The sequence below is a fragment of the Nocardioides litoris genome, from assembly GCF_006346315.1.
Lineage (GTDB): Bacteria > Actinomycetota > Actinomycetes > Propionibacteriales > Nocardioidaceae > Nocardioides > Nocardioides litoris.
In genome coordinates this window covers 389,189-403,718 of sequence record NZ_VDMR01000001.1, presented here as the reverse complement: position 1 = coordinate 403,718, position 14,530 = coordinate 389,189, and the positions used below count along the sequence as shown (strand labels likewise).

Genomic DNA, 14,530 nt, shown 5'->3' with positions numbered 1-14,530 from the left:
CGGCCAGGGTCAGACCCAGTAGGTGTCGTGCCGCACCATGAACTCCGCCCGCTGCTCCTCGCTCATCTCCTCGCCGCGGGCGAGGGTCTCGAAGTAGTCCTCGCGCGGGCCGCCGGGAGCGAAGGTCAGCAGCATCGAGGCTCCACCGCCGCCGCGGAAGCCGTGCAGGCCGCCCTCGGGGACGTAGAGGAAGTCACCGGGCCGCGCGGTGACCCACGCGCGGCCGTCGTACAGGCTGACCTCGCCGGAGAGCACGTAGAACTGCTCGGAGATCGCCCGGTGGAAGTGCGCGTCGGGACCCGACTCGTCCTCGCCGAAGGTCCAGCGGTAGACCCCGAGCTTGCCGTCGGTGCGGTCGCCGGTGGCGAGGTACTCACAGGTGCCGCCCGCGCGGAAGGAGAGTTCGGCGGGCACGTCGTCGCGGCGCAGCCACGCCGAGACCTCACCGGTGGAGCCGCGGTAGCGGTCGGGCGGGTAGGGCCGGTGCAGCGGCAGCGACATGTCGCCACCCTAGGTCGGCCCGCGGGCCGTCGACAGGGTCAGCGGATGCGCGTCCTCCGCATCATGGTGAGCCCCGCGAGCATGCCCTTGACGTACTCCTCGTAGGACTGGCCGGGCCGTGGTCCCATGACCTGCTTCTTCAGCACCGCGAGGTTCTGCACGTCGGTGTACTTGGTCAGGCCCTGGTCGCCGTGGCGGGCGCCGACGCCCGACTGCTTGACCCCGCCCGAGGGCGTGCCCTTGGAGGCGAAGGCCGTGGCCAGGATGTCGTTGACGTTGACGTTGCCGGCCTGGATGCGGCGGGCGACGGCCTCGGCGGCGGCGACGTCGGTGCCCCAGACCGAGGCGTTGAGGCCGTAGTCGGTGTCGTTGGCCAGGTCGACGGCCTCGTCGACGCTGCGGTAGCGGTGCAGCGCGACGACCGGTCCGAAGGTCTCGGTCGCGCCGCACAGCATGTCCTTGGTGACGCCCTCGAGGATCGTCGGCTCGAAGAACGCCGGCCCGAGGTCGGGGCGGGGCCGACCGCCGGCGAGCACGATGGCGCCCTGCGCCACCGCGTCCTCGACGTGGGCGCGCACCCGCTCCATGTGGTCGGGCGAGACGAGCGAGCCCATCTCCGGCCCGAAGTCGTACGCCGCGCGCACGTCGAGCCCCTGCGCCCGGGCGACGAACTTGTCGCGGAACTCGTCGTAGCGCGACTCGGGCAGGTAGATCCGCTCGATGTGCATGCAGATCTGGCCGGTGTTGCCGAAGACCCCGAACACGGCCCCCTCGACGACCTCGTCGAGGTCGGCGTCCTCGAGCACGACCATGGGGTTCTTGCCGCCGAGCTCGAGGCAGCAGCCGATGAGGTTGCGCCCGGCGCGCTCCCCGATGACCCGGCCGGTGGCGGTCGAGCCGGTGAACATGACGTAGTTGGCGTTGTCGATCAGCGTCGGCCCGACGTCGGGGCCCTCGCCGCAGACGACCTGGAACAGGCCCTTGGGCAGCCCCGCCTCCTCCAGCATCTCGATGCCCCACAGCGGCGAGAGCGCCGTCTTGTTGTCGGGCTTGAGGACCACCGCGTTGCCGGCGATGAGGGCGGTGACGGCGTCGGAGATGCCGGTGGCGAAGGGGAAGTTCCACGGCGCGATGACGCCGACGACGCCCTTCGGCTGCCGGATCGCGGTGGAGGTGGTCAGGAACGGGACCGGTCCGCCCTTCTTCACCGGCGCCAGCAGCCGCGGGGCGTGCTTGATGTAGTGGCTGAGCACCATCGGCGGGTCGCAGGTCTCCTCGATGGCCATCCGCCGGTTCTTGCCGCTCTCGACCTGGATCAGGTCGGCGGTGAGCTGGGCGTTGCGGACGAAGAGCGCGTGCGCCTTCTTCATCACCTTCAGCCGCTTGGCCAGCGGCCACTGCGACCACTCGGCCTGGGCACGGCGGGCCTCCACGAAGGCCCGCTCGATGTCGGCCGGCGTCGACTGCGGCAGCTCGACGAGCACCTCGCCGGTGTAGACCTCGGTCAGCTTCCACGTGCCGCCGGCCGTCGAGGGCACCCGGGCCACGAGGCGGTCGAGCAGCGCGTCGGTCACCGATGCGGGGCGCCGCGGCGCCGTCGTACGGGCGGTGTGGTCGGTGGCGGTCATCTCAGGCCCTCCCGAGCAACAGGTCGGCGCCGCGCTCGCCGATCATGATCGCGGGCGCGTTGGTGTTGCCGCCGGTGATCGACGGCATGATCGAGGCGTCGCACACGCGCAGGCCCTCGACGCCGCGCACCCGCAGCTGAGGGTCGACCACGGCGAGCTCGTCGACGCCCATCCGGCAGGTGCCGACGCCATGGTAGACCGACGTGGCCCGGTCGAGGATCGCGTCGCGCAGCTCCTGGCCGCGTACGCCGGCGCCCGGGTGGATCTCCTCCTTGACCGCCCCGCCGAAGGCCGGGGCGCCCATGATCTCGCGCACCAGCTCGCTGCCCTCGGCGAGCACCTCGAGGTCGGACGGCTCGGCGAGGTAGCCGGGGTCGATGAGCGGCGTGGCCGTCGGGTCGGCCGAGGCCAGGCGCAGGGTGCCGCGGCTCTTGGGGTAGATCAGCGTGGTCAGCACCGTCAGCGCGGCCCGCGGGTCGACGTCGTGGCGGATCGGGGCGTCCTGGTTGGGCGAGACGTAGGACCACGGCAGCAGGTGCAGCTGCAGGTCGGGGACGTCGGCGGCCTGGGAGGTCTTGAGGAAGGCCAGCACCTCGAAGACCGAGTTGGCCAGGAACGTCGAGCCCGGCCGGGCGACCTCCTTGGCCACGCCCTGGGCGAAGAAGCGGGCGTTGCCCCGCATCCTCGACGTCGTGACGTGGAAGGTCAGCGCGTGGAAGAGGTGGTCGTGCAGGTTGTCGCCCACCGGCAGGTCGGCCACGACCTTGATGCCGTGGTCCTTGAGGTGCTGGGCGTGGCCGACGCCCGAGAGCATCAGCAGCTGGGCCGAGCCGACGAACCCGGCGGCCAGCACGACCTCCTTGCCCGCCCGCAGGACCGTGCGCTCGCCACGCCCGCGTCGGCTCAGGTCGCGGATCTCGACGCCGGTGGCCCGACCACCCTCGATGACGACCCTGGTGGCCAGCGCCTGGCTGCGCAGCTGCAGGTGGTGGGGTCGGCCGGCGAGCAGGTGGTGCAGGTAGCCGCGGGAGGCGCTGTAGCGCAGGCCGTCGGCGGCGTTCTGCTGCATCCGGCTGACGCCCTCCTGCGTGGCGCCGTTGTAGTCGTCGAGCACCTCGCAGCCGGTGACGTCGGCGGTGGCCTGCAGGAACTGCAGCGACCCCTCCTGCGGCATCTTGTTGCGGGTGATCCGGATGGGTCCGCCCTCGCCGCGGAAGGCGTCCTCCCCGCCCTCGTAGTCCTCCATGCGCTTGTAGGCCGCGTTGACGCTGTCGGCGTCCCAGCCGGTGTTGCCCTCGGCGGCCCAGGAGTCGAAGTTGGCGCGGTTGCCGCGGACGTAGACCATGCCGTTGATCGAGCTCGACCCGCCGACGACCTTGCCGCGCGGGACGGGCATCTTCCGGTCGAGCATGTGCTTCTGCGGCACGGAGTAGTAGCCCCAGTCGACCAGCCGCTTGATCTCGGGGACGGCGTGCATCGGGCCGATCATCCCGGGCTTCCTGGTCAGGAACTGCTCGTCGCTCTTGCCCGCCTCGACGAGGATCACGCTGGCGCCGGCCTCGGCGAGCCGACCGGCGACGGCCGCCCCCGCGCTGCCCGAGCCCACGACCACGTAGTCGGCCTCGTCGTCGTACTGCGGCCTCTTGCTGCCAGCCCTGCCCGCCATGTGCCCGCCTGCCCTCGCTCGCTGGTGCCCGGTCGGCGGCAACTGTAACGCGTTCTAGTTTTCCCGTCACGGGTTCGTCGGCGCGAGGATGGCTGTCGTGAAGATCCTGTCGATCCAGTCCTCCGTCGCCTACGGGCACGTCGGCAACTCCGCCGCCGTCTTCCCGTTGCAGCGCCTCGGGCACGAGGTCTGGCCGGTGCTGACGGTGCACTTCTCCAACCACACCGGGTACGGCGCGTGGCGCGGCCCGCTCCTCGACCCGGCCGACGTGCGCGAGGTGATCGCCGGCATCGACGACCGGGGCGTGCTCGGGGAGGCCGACGCCGTGCTCTCGGGCTACCAGGGCGACCCGGCCGTCGGTGCCGTCGTGCTCGACACCGTCGCCCGGGTCAAGGAGCTCAACCCCGGCGCCGTCTACTGCTGCGACCCGGTGATGGGCGACGTCGGCCGCGGGATGTTCGTCAAGCCCGGCATCCCGGAGTTCATGCGCGACCAGGTCGTGCCCGCCGCCGACGTGGTCACGCCCAACCACTTCGAGCTCGACTTCCTGTCCGGGCGGCGGTCGACCACGCTGGCCGAGGTGCTGGAGGCGGTCGAGGTCGTGCGCGCCACCGGCCCCCGCGACGTGCTGGTCACCTCGGTGCTGCACGACGGCTCCGAGCCCGGCACCCTCGACGTCGTCGCCGTCTCCGACGCCGGCGCGTGGGCCGTCACCACCCCGCTGCTGCCGATCAACCCCAACGGCTGCGGCGACGTCACCGCCGCGCTCTACCTCGCCCACCTGCGCACGACCGGCTCCCCGGCGCGCGCGCTCGAGCTCACCACCTCCGCGGTGTACGCCGTCCTCGAGGCCACGATCGCCGCCGGCACCCGAGAGATCGCGCTGGTCGCCGCGCAGGACGCGATCGCCGACCCGCCGCCGCGGTTCGTGGCGCGGCCGCTGTGAGGTCGGCGGTCGGCGTACGGAGCCGGTGACAGGAGTCGAACCCGCGACATCCTTATTACAAGTAAGGCGCTCTACCAACTGAGCTACACCGGCGAGGTGGCGCGGCCATCGTAGGGGGCCTGCGCCGCGCGCGCTCGACGGCTGCCCGGACCGGGGTGAGACTGACCCCATGACGCTGACCATCGGGCAGCTGGCCGAGCGCTCCGGGGTGGCCCACAGCGCGTTGCGGTTCTACGAGGAGCGGGGCCTGATCACCTCCGAGCGCACCACCGGCAACCAGCGCCGCTACGCCCAGGCCACGCTGCGGCGGGTGGCCTTCGTGCGCACGGCGCAGCGGGTGGGGCTCACGCTGGAGGAGATCCGCAGCGCGCTCGACGAGCTGCCCGCGCGCCGTACGCCGACGCGGGCCGACTGGCAGCGCCTGAGCCGCACCTGGCGCCCGCGGCTCGACGACCAGATCCGCCGCATCGAGCGGCTGCGCGACGACCTGGACGGCTGCATCGGCTGCGGCTGCCTCAGCCTCACGGCCTGCGCGCTGACCAACCCGGGCGACGAGCTCGCCGGGCGTGGACCCGGCGCCGTCCTGCTGGAACCCTGACGCCATGGCCCTCAAGGTGGTCGCCAACCGGCCCGACCCCGCGCTGCTCACCCTGCCGTGGGCGCAGCCGCTGGAGGAGTGGACCGAGCACGTCATCCCGCTCCCCCGGGGCCTGTCGCGCCACGTGGTGCGCATCGTGCGCCTGCGCGACCGGGTGTACGCCGTCAAGGAGACGGTCGAGGAGATCGCGTTCCGCGAGTACCGCCTCCTGCGCGACCTGCAGCGCCTCGGCCTCCCCGCGGTGGTGCCGCAGGGGGTGGTCACCGGGCGCACCGACCGGTCGGGACAGCCGCTGCCCAGCACCCTGCTGACCGAGCACCTGCAGTTCTCCCTGCCCTACCGCAGCCTCTTCGCCCACGGCATGAGCGCCGAGAACCTGCCGTCGCTGGTCGACGCGATCGTGGTGCTGCTGGTGCGCCTGCACCTGGCCGGCTTCTTCTGGGGCGACGTGTCGCTGTCCAACGTGCTGTTCCGCCGCAACGCGGGCGGGTTCGCGGCCTACCTCGTCGACGCCGAGACCGGTGAGCTGCGGCCCGAGCTGTCTGAGGGCATGCGCCGCCACGACGTCACCATCGCCACCGAGAACGTCTTCGCCGAGCTGCTCGACCTCCAGGCCAGCGAGTCCCTGGACCACCAGGTCGCCGCCCACGAGATCGTGGAGCTGCTCGAGGAGCGCTACGAGGCGCTGTGGGGCGAGCTCACCGGGGTCGAGGAGTTCGACGCCGACGAGATCTGGCGCATCGAGCAGCGCATCGAGCGGCTCAACGACCTCGGGTTCGACGTCGAGGAGCTCGAGATCGTCACCGACATCGACGGCGACACCGTGCACATCCAGCCCAAGGTGGTCGAGCTCGGCCACCACTGCCGCGAGCTGCAGGCGCTGACCGGGCTCAACGTCGAGGACGGCCAGGCCCGGCGCCTGCTCAACGACCTCGCCTCCTTCACCGCCCACCACGACCTGGGTCGGGAGGACCGCACCCTCGTCGCCCACCGCTGGCTCACCGAGATCTACGAGCCCATCACCGCGATGGTCCCGCCCGAGGCCCGCGGCAAGCTGGAGGCGGCGGAGATGTTCCACGAGGTGCTGGTGCACCGCTGGTACCTCTCCGAGCGCGCCGGCCACGAGGTCCCCATCCACGACGCCGCCCGCGACTACGTCGACACCCAGCTCCCCCGCAAGCCCGAGGAGTCCGCCGTCGTCACGGCCCTCGACGACGACCTGGCCGACGCGGACCTCGACGGCCGCTGACTCGGCGCGTGGGGCTGCTGTGACGCGTGGGGCCCGACCCCGGGCTGTAACTCCGTGTCCAGTGCACTACCCCTGCGGTCTACCGCAGGGGTAGTGCACCGAACACGGAGTTGCAGCACCAGCACGCTCCCCGGCGCTCGGGCGGATCCGGGCGACACCGCCAGCCACCGCGCGCAGCCCACCCCGCCCGGACCGGTCAGACAGCAGGCCTGCAGACCCGGCACGCCTGCAACCCCGTCCGGGCGCCGGCGGGGTGCAGGTCGTCGCGGTGGGCGATGAGGGAGCAGTCGCGGCGGTGCAGGGTGGCACCGTCGCCGGCGGTGACGGGGAGGCTGTCGACGTCGCCCACGGGGTCCATGGTGGCGGCGGCCTTGGAGGTGACGTCGGCGAGGACGAGGAGGGTGTCGGCGAGGCGGCGGGAGGCGGCGTTGTTGTCGGCGGCGATCTTGGCCAGCCAGGCGCCGAAGTACAGGAAGCCCCCGAGGAAGGTCAGGCCGAGGCCGAGGAAGCCGCCGGAGACCTGGTAGGCCTCGCGCTCGTAGTCGTAGACGGAGTTGGCGACGCCGTAGTAGCCGAGCAGGATCACCACGATGCCGAGCGGCATCAAGATGGCGCCGGCCCAGAACAGCACGGTCTGCAGCAGCGCCGCGCTGCCGCGCACGGGTGCGACGCCGTTGCCGCCGGCGCCGCCGGCACCGCCGCTGCGCCCGCCGGCGCGGGGCAGCGGGGCGGCGGCGCCCATCCGGGAGCCGCTGGCGCGCTCGGGGGCCGGCGAGGTCGGGGTGGTGGTCATGGGCGCACCTTTCGCAGGTCGGGCAGTCCGGAGTCGAGGCCGTGGGCGCAGGAGCCGACGCCGCCGAGGGCCATCAGGCCGAGCCGGCGGGTGAAGAAGCCGGCGACGGCGGCGCCGAGGAGGCCGCCGTACAGCAGCAGGCCGGGGATGGAGAACAGCGGCGGGAGCCCCGGGACGGGTTCGGAGGACAGCGGCTGGACCGCCTCGGTCGTCGGCGAGCCCGACGCGGGGGCCGCGGCCACGGGGTCGGAGACGGGGCTCGAGGCAGGGGGTGCGCCGGCGCCGGTGCCCGCACCGGCTCCGGCTGCGGCTCCGCCCTTGTCGTCGTCGGCGGGCGCGGGATCGTCGGCGGGCGGCTCGGTGGTCGGCGGCGGGACGCCCTGCGAGGTCTGCACGGTCGCGGTGGCGGCGCCGAGCTGGAGGACGATGCGCGGCGAGAGCAGGGAGACGGCCTGCACCAGGCTCTTGAGCTGGCCGAGCTGGTCGGGCAGGGTCCCGACGACGGTGTCGAGCACGCCGAGCACGGGTCCGAGCTGCTTGCGCAGGGCCGTCACGTCGATCTCGACGACGAGCCCGGGCGAGGTGCTCGTGGCGGCCGCGCCCTCCACCTCGCGGACGGGCTCGGGCACGCTCACCGTGACGCCGAGCCGCGCGAGCAGCGCGGCGCCGTTGTCGGGCAGGCCGGGCAGCTTGACGGGCGGCGCGGAGGTGGCGGTGAACCCGTCGGGGCCGAAGGCGAAGGTCTGGCCGAACGCCGTCAGCTCGCCGTACGTCGCCGAGCCGGTCGCGGTGGCCTCGGCGCCGTCGGAGGAGGTGTCGGCCACGGTGCGGACGCCCTCGACCCTCAGCAGCCCGCCCAGCAGCGAGGCGTTACCGAGGATCGAGCGGGCGCGGCTGGTGACCTTCTTCGGGTCCTTGCCGGTGGCGTCGACGAGGTCGGAGCGGGAGGTCGAGCTCGCGCCACCGAGGTCGACGAGCGTCGAGAGCGGCTCGGGCAGCGCCGGCGCGGCCGCCGGTGCGGCGGCCTCGGGTGCCGACGCGCCGGACGAGCCGCCGGCCAGGCCGGCGAGGCCGGGCAGCGCGGAGAGGCCCGGGAGTCCCGAGAGGCCCGGGAGTCCCGGGAGCCCGGGCAGGCCCGGGAGCCCGGGCAGCGGCCCGCCGCCGCCCTCACCCTCGGCTGGCGCGTCGTCCCCGCCGACGTCGCCGTCGGCGGAGAACCCCGTGTCGGCCCGGGTGGTCTTCTCCGAGGCCGTGGCGCGCTGGACCGCGCCGGGCGCCGGCTCGTCGGCGTCGGTCGCGGGGCCGCCGGGGAAGATCGCGTTGACCTGGATCGGGTAGCCGGTCTGACCGATCTGCGGCGGCAGGCCGAGCTGGTCGGCGATGGTCTTGAAGCCCTCGCCGACCGGCCCGCCGGGCCAGAGGTACGACGACCGGGCGGCGGTGCTGGAGGAGTCGGCGAGGACCGAGGTGTAGCCGATCGACAGCTCGGCCTGCGGGCTCGCGGGCAGCGGGATGGTCGGCTCGTAGATCTCGACCTTGACCGGACTGGCCGAGGCGCTGGCGCTGTAGCCCGCGAAGCCGGCCCCGCCCTTCGGCTTCTCGTCGGGGGCGGCCTGCCCGGGCGCGGCCAGGGCGAGCGTGGCCCCGGTCAGCGCGAGGGCGATCGACCCGGCGAGCAGCCGCCCGGTGGTGCGCCGGTGCGCGGCCAGCCGCTCGCCGGCGACGGTCGGGCCGGGCCGACCGGAGCGGGGTGCCGCCGGCAGGCGGTGGCGCCCGGCCGGGGACCGGTGGGGGCGGTCGGCGTGCGCGCTCATGCGGCACCTCCCAGGATGACGTCGGACATGGACTCGAGGACCTCGTCGGGCTCGCCGGTGGCGACGACCCGCCCGCCGACCATGACGGCGGCGTAGTCGGAGACCCGCAGCGCGGTGCGGGCGAACTGCTCGATGCACAGGATCGAGACGCCGGTCTCGGCGATCCGGGCGACGGTGTCGTAGAGCTCCTCGACGATGAGCGGGGCCAGGCCCATCGAGAGCTCGTCGAGCAGCAGCAGGGCCGGGTCGGAGGCCAGGGCCCGCGACATGGCGAGCATCTGCTGCTCGCCGCCCGACATGGTGCCGGCGAGCTGCTTGCGACGCTCGGCCAGGCGGGGGAAGTAGGTGTAGGCGGTCTCGAAGACGGCCGCGGCCGGCACGCCGGCGTACGACATGAGCTGGAGGTTCTCCTCCACCGTGAGGTTGGGGAAGACCGAGCGGCCCTCGGGCACGGTGCACAGCCCGACCCGGGCGAGGTCCTCGGGCGCGGCCCGCCGGACGTTGACGCCGGCCAGGTGGATGTCACCGCCGGTGGGCTCCTTCTGCCCGGAGATGCACTGGACCAGCGTCGACTTGCCGGCGCCGTTGGGGCCGAGCAGCGCGACGACCGCGCCGCGGGGCACGGTCAGGTCGACGCCGCGGAGCACCTCGATGCGGCCGTAGGCGGCGGTGAGGTCGCAGACCTCGAGGATCGGGACGCTCACCGCGTCACCTCCAGCACCGTGGTGGGGGTCTCGTCGACACCGTCGGCGGGCGCGGTCTCGTCGCTGTAGCCGAGGTAGGCCTGCTGCACCCGCGGGTCGCTGCGGATCGCGGCGGGGTCGCCGATCGCGATGACCTCGCCGAAGTCGAGGACGCGGATCGTGTCGCACACGCCCATCACGAGGTCCATGTCGTGCTCGACCATGACGATGGCGGTGCCCTCGGCGGCCAGCTCGCGGAGCAGGTCGCCGAAGTCGTCGGTCTCGGTCTCGTCGAGGCCCGAGGACGGCTCGTCGAGCAGCAGCAGCGTCGGCTCCGCGGCCAGGCAGCGGGCCAGCTCGAGCAGCCGCGCGGCACCGGTCGGCACCGAGTCGGCCCGGTCGTCGGCGTACGCCGCGACGCCGACCCGCTCCAGCAGCGCGTCGATGTCGGCGCGCTGCCGGCGGGCGGGCCGGCCCACCGTGCGGAGCCGGCCGGCGAGGCCGCGGTGGATGTCGAGGGCGACCTGGACGTTCTCGCGCACGGTCAGCGAGCCGAACGCCTCCAGCCGCTGGAAGGTCCGGCCCATGCCGCGCTTGGAGCGGCGGTGCACCGGCATCCGGGTGATGTCGCGTCCGTCGAGCCGCACGTGGCCCTGCGTGGGTCGCTGCAGGCCGCTGATGACGTTGAAGCAGGTGGTCTTGCCGGCGCCGTTGGGGCCGATGAGGCCGGTGACCTGGCCGGCCTCGGCGGTGAACGAGGCGTGGTCGACCGCGGTCACGCCCCCGAACTGGACGACGACGTCGTCAACCTCGAGCAGGGACACCGGGACCCACCTCCACTCGTGCGGGAGCCGCGACCGGCTCTTCGGCGTCCTCGTGTACGTCGTCCGCCCCGGCCGGCGGCAGCTGCGGCAGGCTCGCGGAGAGCCGGGTGCGCAGCCGCTGCTCGACCCAGCGGCCGCCGCGGAAGAGGTAGCTGGACAAGCCGTTGGGGTCGCGCCCGGCGAGCACGGCGCCGAGGCCGATGACCATGAACATCACGCCACCCAGCGGCACCCCGCCCACGGACTCGGCCTGCAGCACCGGCAGCAGCATCAGCCCGATGCCGCCGAGGGTGGCGCCGGTGACCGAGGTGATGCCGAAGACGACCGCGAGCAGCAGCAGGGGCAGGCTGTTGAAGAAGACGAAGTCGGTGTCGCCGATGACCCCGCGCAGGCCGGCGAGGAGGGCGCCGGCCAGGCCGGCGATGCCGGCGGAGGCGGCGAACAGCCCGACCCGGAACCACCGCAGGTCGAGGCCGAGCGTGCCGCACGCGGCCGGGCTGTCGCGCATCGCGATGAGCATCCGGCCGACGACGCCGCGCCGGACCAGCAGCACCGCGACGCCCACGAGCAGGAACAACGCGACCATGACGAAGACGTAGGAGCCGGTGGACTCGAACCGGTAGCCGAGGATCGAGAGCCGCTGGGCCTCGACCGCGCCGCCGGTCCCGAAGCCGATCGTGTCGTTCTTGAACACGATCTTCTCCATCACGACGGCGAAGGCCAGCGTGGCCAGCGCGAGGTAGAGGCCGGTGAGCCGGAGCACCGGGAGGGCCACGAGCGCGCCGACCGCGGCTGCGACGAGGACGGCGACGCCGAGCCCGAGCAGGTTGGGCTCGCCGAGCTTGGCGTAGGCCAGGGCCCCAACACCGGCGAAGGTCAGCTGCGCGAGCGAGACGTGGCCGCCGTACCCGGTGAGCAGGACGAGGGAGAGCATCACGATCGCGAACGTCGCCGCTGTGCCGAGCCGCAGCAGCGTCACCTCGCTGCCCGTGGCCACGACCATCGCGGTCACGAGCAGGACGGCGCCCGCGGAGACCCCCATCCGGGGGACGGTCGGGACCGGCGCGGAGACCATGCCCTTGACCTGGCCGATGCGCAGCTGGGCCTGCGGCATGGCCACGATCACCACGAACAGCACCAGCGGGACGACGGCGGGCTTGATCGTGGCCAGCAGCTCGTTGTCGACGGAGTAGCCCGCGACGAGCGCCTCGACGACGCCGATCACCATGGCGCCGACGAACGTCATGGGCAGGCTCTTGAGCCGGCCGACCAGCGCCGCGGCGTAGGCGTTGACGACGAGCAGGGTGAGGTCGACGTAGCTCAGGCCGACGACGGAGACCATGAGGATGCCGGTCAGCGCGGCCAGCGACATGCCGATCATCCAGGCCAGCGCGGCGGCGTCGTCGGGCTTGCCGCCGAAGAGCCGGAGCAGGTCGGGGTTGTCGACCGAGGCCCGCATGGCGGTGCCGATGCGGGTGCGGGTCAGCAGCAGGTAGAGGGCGGCCGCGACGGCGATCGAGGCCAGGATGGTGATGAGCTGGTGGCCGGTGATCGTGGTGCCGCCGATCTGCCACCCCGGCACCCCGTCGCCGTCGGCGAAGGTCAGCCAGAACGGCTCGACGAAGCGCGGCGCGTCGACCTCGACCCGGTCCTCGGGCCAGCGCTGCTGGGCCAGGCCGACCAGGCCGACGAACATGCCGACGGTCACGACGAGCGAGACGCTGACCGGGGCGTTGCCGAGGCCCCGGGTGATGAGCCGCTGCACGACGAACCCGATGAGCGGTGCGATGACGAGGATGACCACGACCAGCGCGAGGAGCGGGTCCCAGCCCTGGCGGACCGAGAGGTCCCAGAACACGAACGACAGCACCATGCCGAACGCGCCGTGGGCGATGTTGAACACCCGGGTCGTGGTGTAGGTCAGCACCAGGCCGCTGGCGGCGATGGCGTACGCCGCCCCGGTGAACAGCCCGGGGATGGCGAGGGCGAGGAAGGTCTCCACAGGTCGGCTCCGGCGCGCTCAGCTGGCCCGCGTCAGGCCGGCGCAGGTGAACTTGGTGCCGCCGACCGGGTTCCAGCGGCCGCCCTTGAGCTGGATGAACCGCCAGCACTCGCCGGTGCCCTTCGACCCGACCGGCTGCGGGGCGTGCATGCCCTGGGCGGTCCAGTCGTCCACCTTGCGCAGCTCGGCGACGAGCGACTCCCGCGTCAGCTTGCCCCCGAGCTTGGCCGCGAGCTCGACGAACAGGCGGGCGGCCGACCAGGCGAAGGTGCCGAAGAACAGCGGCGGGGTGCCGGGCTTGACCTGGTTGAGCCACTGCTCGTACAGGTCGGACTCGGCGTTCTTCTCCTCGTAGGGGACGTAGTTGGTGTAGACGATCGTGCCGTCGACCGCGGAGCCGCCCTTCTGGACGAACTGCGGGTTGTAGTCGGTGGGGTCGCGCATGTAGACCCGCGGCGTGTAGCCCTGCTGCTGCATGGCCTGCCGCATCTTCAGCGAGTAGCTGTACTCGGTGATGAAGAAGACGGCCTCGATGCCCTCGCTCTTGAGCCGGGCGACGTACGGCGCGTAGTTGAACTCGGTGATCCCGATGCCCTGGACGATCTTGAAGTCCATGCCGCGGGCCTCCATCGCCCGCACCTGCGACTGGCCGTTCTGGGCGGCGGCGCCGGCGTCGGTGTAGAACATCGCGGCCTTCTTCTCCGCGCCGGGGTAGGTCTTCTTGATGAAGTCGGGCACGGCGTTCTCGAAGAAGTTGGTGTTGACCGACTGGGCCGCGAAGCAGGTCGTGCAGGCGTTGCGCTCGAAGGTCACCGCGCCGGCGCGGATGTCGGGCAGGCCGCAGCCCTGGGCGGTCTTGGCGCCGCCGAGGTCGAACGCCGACTGCGAGCCGACCATGGCGAAGACCTCGTTGCAGGCCGCGGCGTAGTTCTGCTGGTCGGCCGCGGCGTCGGCACGGGAGTCGTACATCTTCAGCGCGAGCTTGCGCCCGCAGATGCCGTCGGGCACGGAGGCGTTGAAGTAGGCCGTGAACGCCGCGGTGGCGTCGCGGGCCGTGGCGAACAGCCCCGGCACCGGGCCGCCGATGTCGGAGGAGTTGCCGATGGTGATGGTCGAGTCGGTGACGCCGGGCCCGTTCTTGAACCCGCTGCAGTCGATGCCCTTGGTGTCCACCGGCGGCTTGGTCGGCGCCTCGCCGCCACCACCGCCGGCCGGGGCCGTGCCCCCGCCGCCGTCGGTCGTGGCCCCGCCGCCGCTCGTGCCGGACGTGCCGGTCGTCCCGGTCGTGCCGCCGGTGGTGCCCGCGCCGCCGGTGGTGCCGGGGTCGGTGACCGTCCCCCCGGAGCCGTCGACGGCCGCGGGGTCACCGCCGTTGGCGGCCAGGCCGGACCCACCCGAGCCCGTCCCGCCCGCACCCCCCTGGGCCTCGGCCACCTGGTCGGGGTCGAGGTTGGAACCGCATGCGGTGAGCACGAGCACCAGCGCGACGAGCAGGACGAGCGGGGCGTGGGTGCGACGCTGCGGGGTGACCACGGGACCTCCGGAGGATGGCGTTCTCGCGAAAACTAGAACAGGTACTAGTTTCGTAACGAGACCCGAGGCTAAAGGTGACGGGGGTCACGGACAAATGTCGCGTCTCATCCCCGATCCCGTCCGCAGGGGTGAGCCGTCTGAGCCCGGGACGCCTCGCGTGCGGCGACGTGGTCTCGAGACGGTTGCCAGCGCAACCTCCTCGACCACCGTGCCCTCACCCTCCGTGACCGGGCCGCACGGTGGCCGAGGAAGGCGCCCGGGCGCCTGTCTCGAGACCGTCGACCGGCTGCGGT

General features: G+C 73.0%; 12 protein-coding genes and 1 tRNA gene. 3 read left to right on the top strand and 10 right to left on the bottom strand.

The window, feature by feature from the left end; all coding sequences use genetic code 11:
- Window positions 1-9: 9 nt before the first annotated feature.
- From FJQ57_RS01965 to FJQ57_RS01955, 3 genes are read right to left on the bottom strand one after another with little or no spacing between them, the layout of a single operon-like run.
- The gene (locus FJQ57_RS01965; RefSeq protein ID WP_139977565.1) at window positions 10-501 is read right to left on the bottom strand and encodes a cupin domain-containing protein; all 492 of its coding nucleotides are present in this window, start codon (window positions 499-501) and stop codon (window positions 10-12) included.
- 38 nt (window positions 502-539) lie between these two features.
- Complete coding sequence (locus FJQ57_RS01960) at window positions 540-2,129, bottom strand: succinic semialdehyde dehydrogenase (RefSeq protein WP_139977564.1); 1,590 nt, start codon at window positions 2,127-2,129, stop codon at window positions 540-542.
- Between the two features lies 1 nt (window position 2,130).
- On the bottom strand, window positions 2,131-3,795 hold the full coding sequence (locus FJQ57_RS01955; RefSeq protein ID WP_139977563.1) for a GMC family oxidoreductase: 1,665 nt from the start codon (window positions 3,793-3,795) through the stop codon (window positions 2,131-2,133).
- A gap of 97 nt (window positions 3,796-3,892) precedes the next feature.
- On the opposite strand from FJQ57_RS01955, the gene pdxY reads away from it, so the two are divergent.
- Entirely contained in the window at window positions 3,893-4,741 is an 849-nt protein-coding gene (gene pdxY / locus FJQ57_RS01950; protein WP_139977562.1) for a pyridoxal kinase PdxY, read from the top strand.
- Window positions 4,742-4,761: 20 nt separating this feature from the next.
- Here pdxY and FJQ57_RS01945 read toward each other — a convergent pair.
- Window positions 4,762-4,834 (bottom strand) — tRNA-Thr (locus FJQ57_RS01945).
- Window positions 4,835-4,910: 76 nt separating this feature from the next.
- Here FJQ57_RS01945 and soxR point away from each other — a divergent pair.
- Complete coding sequence (soxR, locus tag FJQ57_RS01940; RefSeq protein WP_139977561.1) at window positions 4,911-5,339, top strand: redox-sensitive transcriptional activator SoxR; 429 nt, start codon at window positions 4,911-4,913, stop codon at window positions 5,337-5,339.
- A gap of 4 nt (window positions 5,340-5,343) precedes the next feature.
- Complete coding sequence (locus tag FJQ57_RS01935) at window positions 5,344-6,588, top strand: DUF4032 domain-containing protein (RefSeq protein ID WP_139977560.1); 1,245 nt, start codon at window positions 5,344-5,346, stop codon at window positions 6,586-6,588.
- Between the two features lie 196 nt (window positions 6,589-6,784).
- Here FJQ57_RS01935 and FJQ57_RS01930 read toward each other — a convergent pair whose 3' ends face one another.
- From FJQ57_RS01930 to FJQ57_RS01905, 6 genes are read right to left on the bottom strand one after another with little or no spacing between them, the layout of a single operon-like run.
- Window positions 6,785-7,381, bottom strand: a complete 597-nt coding sequence (locus tag FJQ57_RS01930) for a hypothetical protein (RefSeq protein ID WP_139977559.1) — start codon at window positions 7,379-7,381, stop codon at window positions 6,785-6,787.
- Complete coding sequence (locus FJQ57_RS01925; protein WP_139977558.1) at window positions 7,378-9,195, bottom strand: hypothetical protein; 1,818 nt, start codon at window positions 9,193-9,195, stop codon at window positions 7,378-7,380. Before FJQ57_RS01925 ends, FJQ57_RS01930 begins: the two co-directional genes overlap by 4 nt.
- Complete coding sequence (locus FJQ57_RS01920) at window positions 9,192-9,899, bottom strand: ABC transporter ATP-binding protein (RefSeq protein WP_139977557.1); 708 nt, start codon at window positions 9,897-9,899, stop codon at window positions 9,192-9,194. The genes FJQ57_RS01925 and FJQ57_RS01920 overlap by 4 nt, the downstream gene beginning before the upstream one ends.
- Window positions 9,896-10,702 (bottom strand): ABC transporter ATP-binding protein, encoded by an 807-nt coding sequence (locus FJQ57_RS01915; protein ID WP_139977556.1) that lies wholly within the window; start codon window positions 10,700-10,702, stop codon window positions 9,896-9,898. Before FJQ57_RS01915 ends, FJQ57_RS01920 begins: the two co-directional genes overlap by 4 nt.
- Window positions 10,683-12,704, bottom strand: coding sequence for a branched-chain amino acid ABC transporter permease (locus tag FJQ57_RS01910; protein WP_139977555.1), 2,022 nt, complete (start codon window positions 12,702-12,704; stop codon window positions 10,683-10,685). The genes FJQ57_RS01915 and FJQ57_RS01910 overlap by 20 nt, the downstream gene beginning before the upstream one ends.
- An 18-nt stretch (window positions 12,705-12,722) precedes the next feature.
- Complete coding sequence (locus tag FJQ57_RS01905; RefSeq protein WP_139977554.1) at window positions 12,723-14,237, bottom strand: ABC transporter substrate-binding protein; 1,515 nt, start codon at window positions 14,235-14,237, stop codon at window positions 12,723-12,725.
- Window positions 14,238-14,530: the final 293 nt, after the last annotated feature.

Bases quoted from the DNA above. Each gene is read 5' to 3' on its own strand.
- FJQ57_RS01965 (WP_139977565.1), bottom strand. From the start codon at position 501: ATGTCGCTGCCGCTGCACCGGCCCTACCCGCCCGACCGCTACCGCGGC.
- FJQ57_RS01960 (WP_139977564.1), bottom strand. From the start codon at position 2,129: ATGACCGCCACCGACCACACCGCCCGTACGACGGCGCCGCGGCGCCCC.
- FJQ57_RS01955 (WP_139977563.1), bottom strand. From the start codon at position 3,795: ATGGCGGGCAGGGCTGGCAGCAAGAGGCCGCAGTACGACGACGAGGCC.
- soxR (WP_139977561.1), top strand. From the start codon at position 4,911: ATGACGCTGACCATCGGGCAGCTGGCCGAGCGCTCCGGGGTGGCCCAC.
- FJQ57_RS01935 (WP_139977560.1), top strand. From the start codon at position 5,344: ATGGCCCTCAAGGTGGTCGCCAACCGGCCCGACCCCGCGCTGCTCACC.
- FJQ57_RS01930 (WP_139977559.1), bottom strand. From the start codon at position 7,381: ATGACCACCACCCCGACCTCGCCGGCCCCCGAGCGCGCCAGCGGCTCC.
- FJQ57_RS01925 (WP_139977558.1), bottom strand. From the start codon at position 9,195: ATGAGCGCGCACGCCGACCGCCCCCACCGGTCCCCGGCCGGGCGCCAC.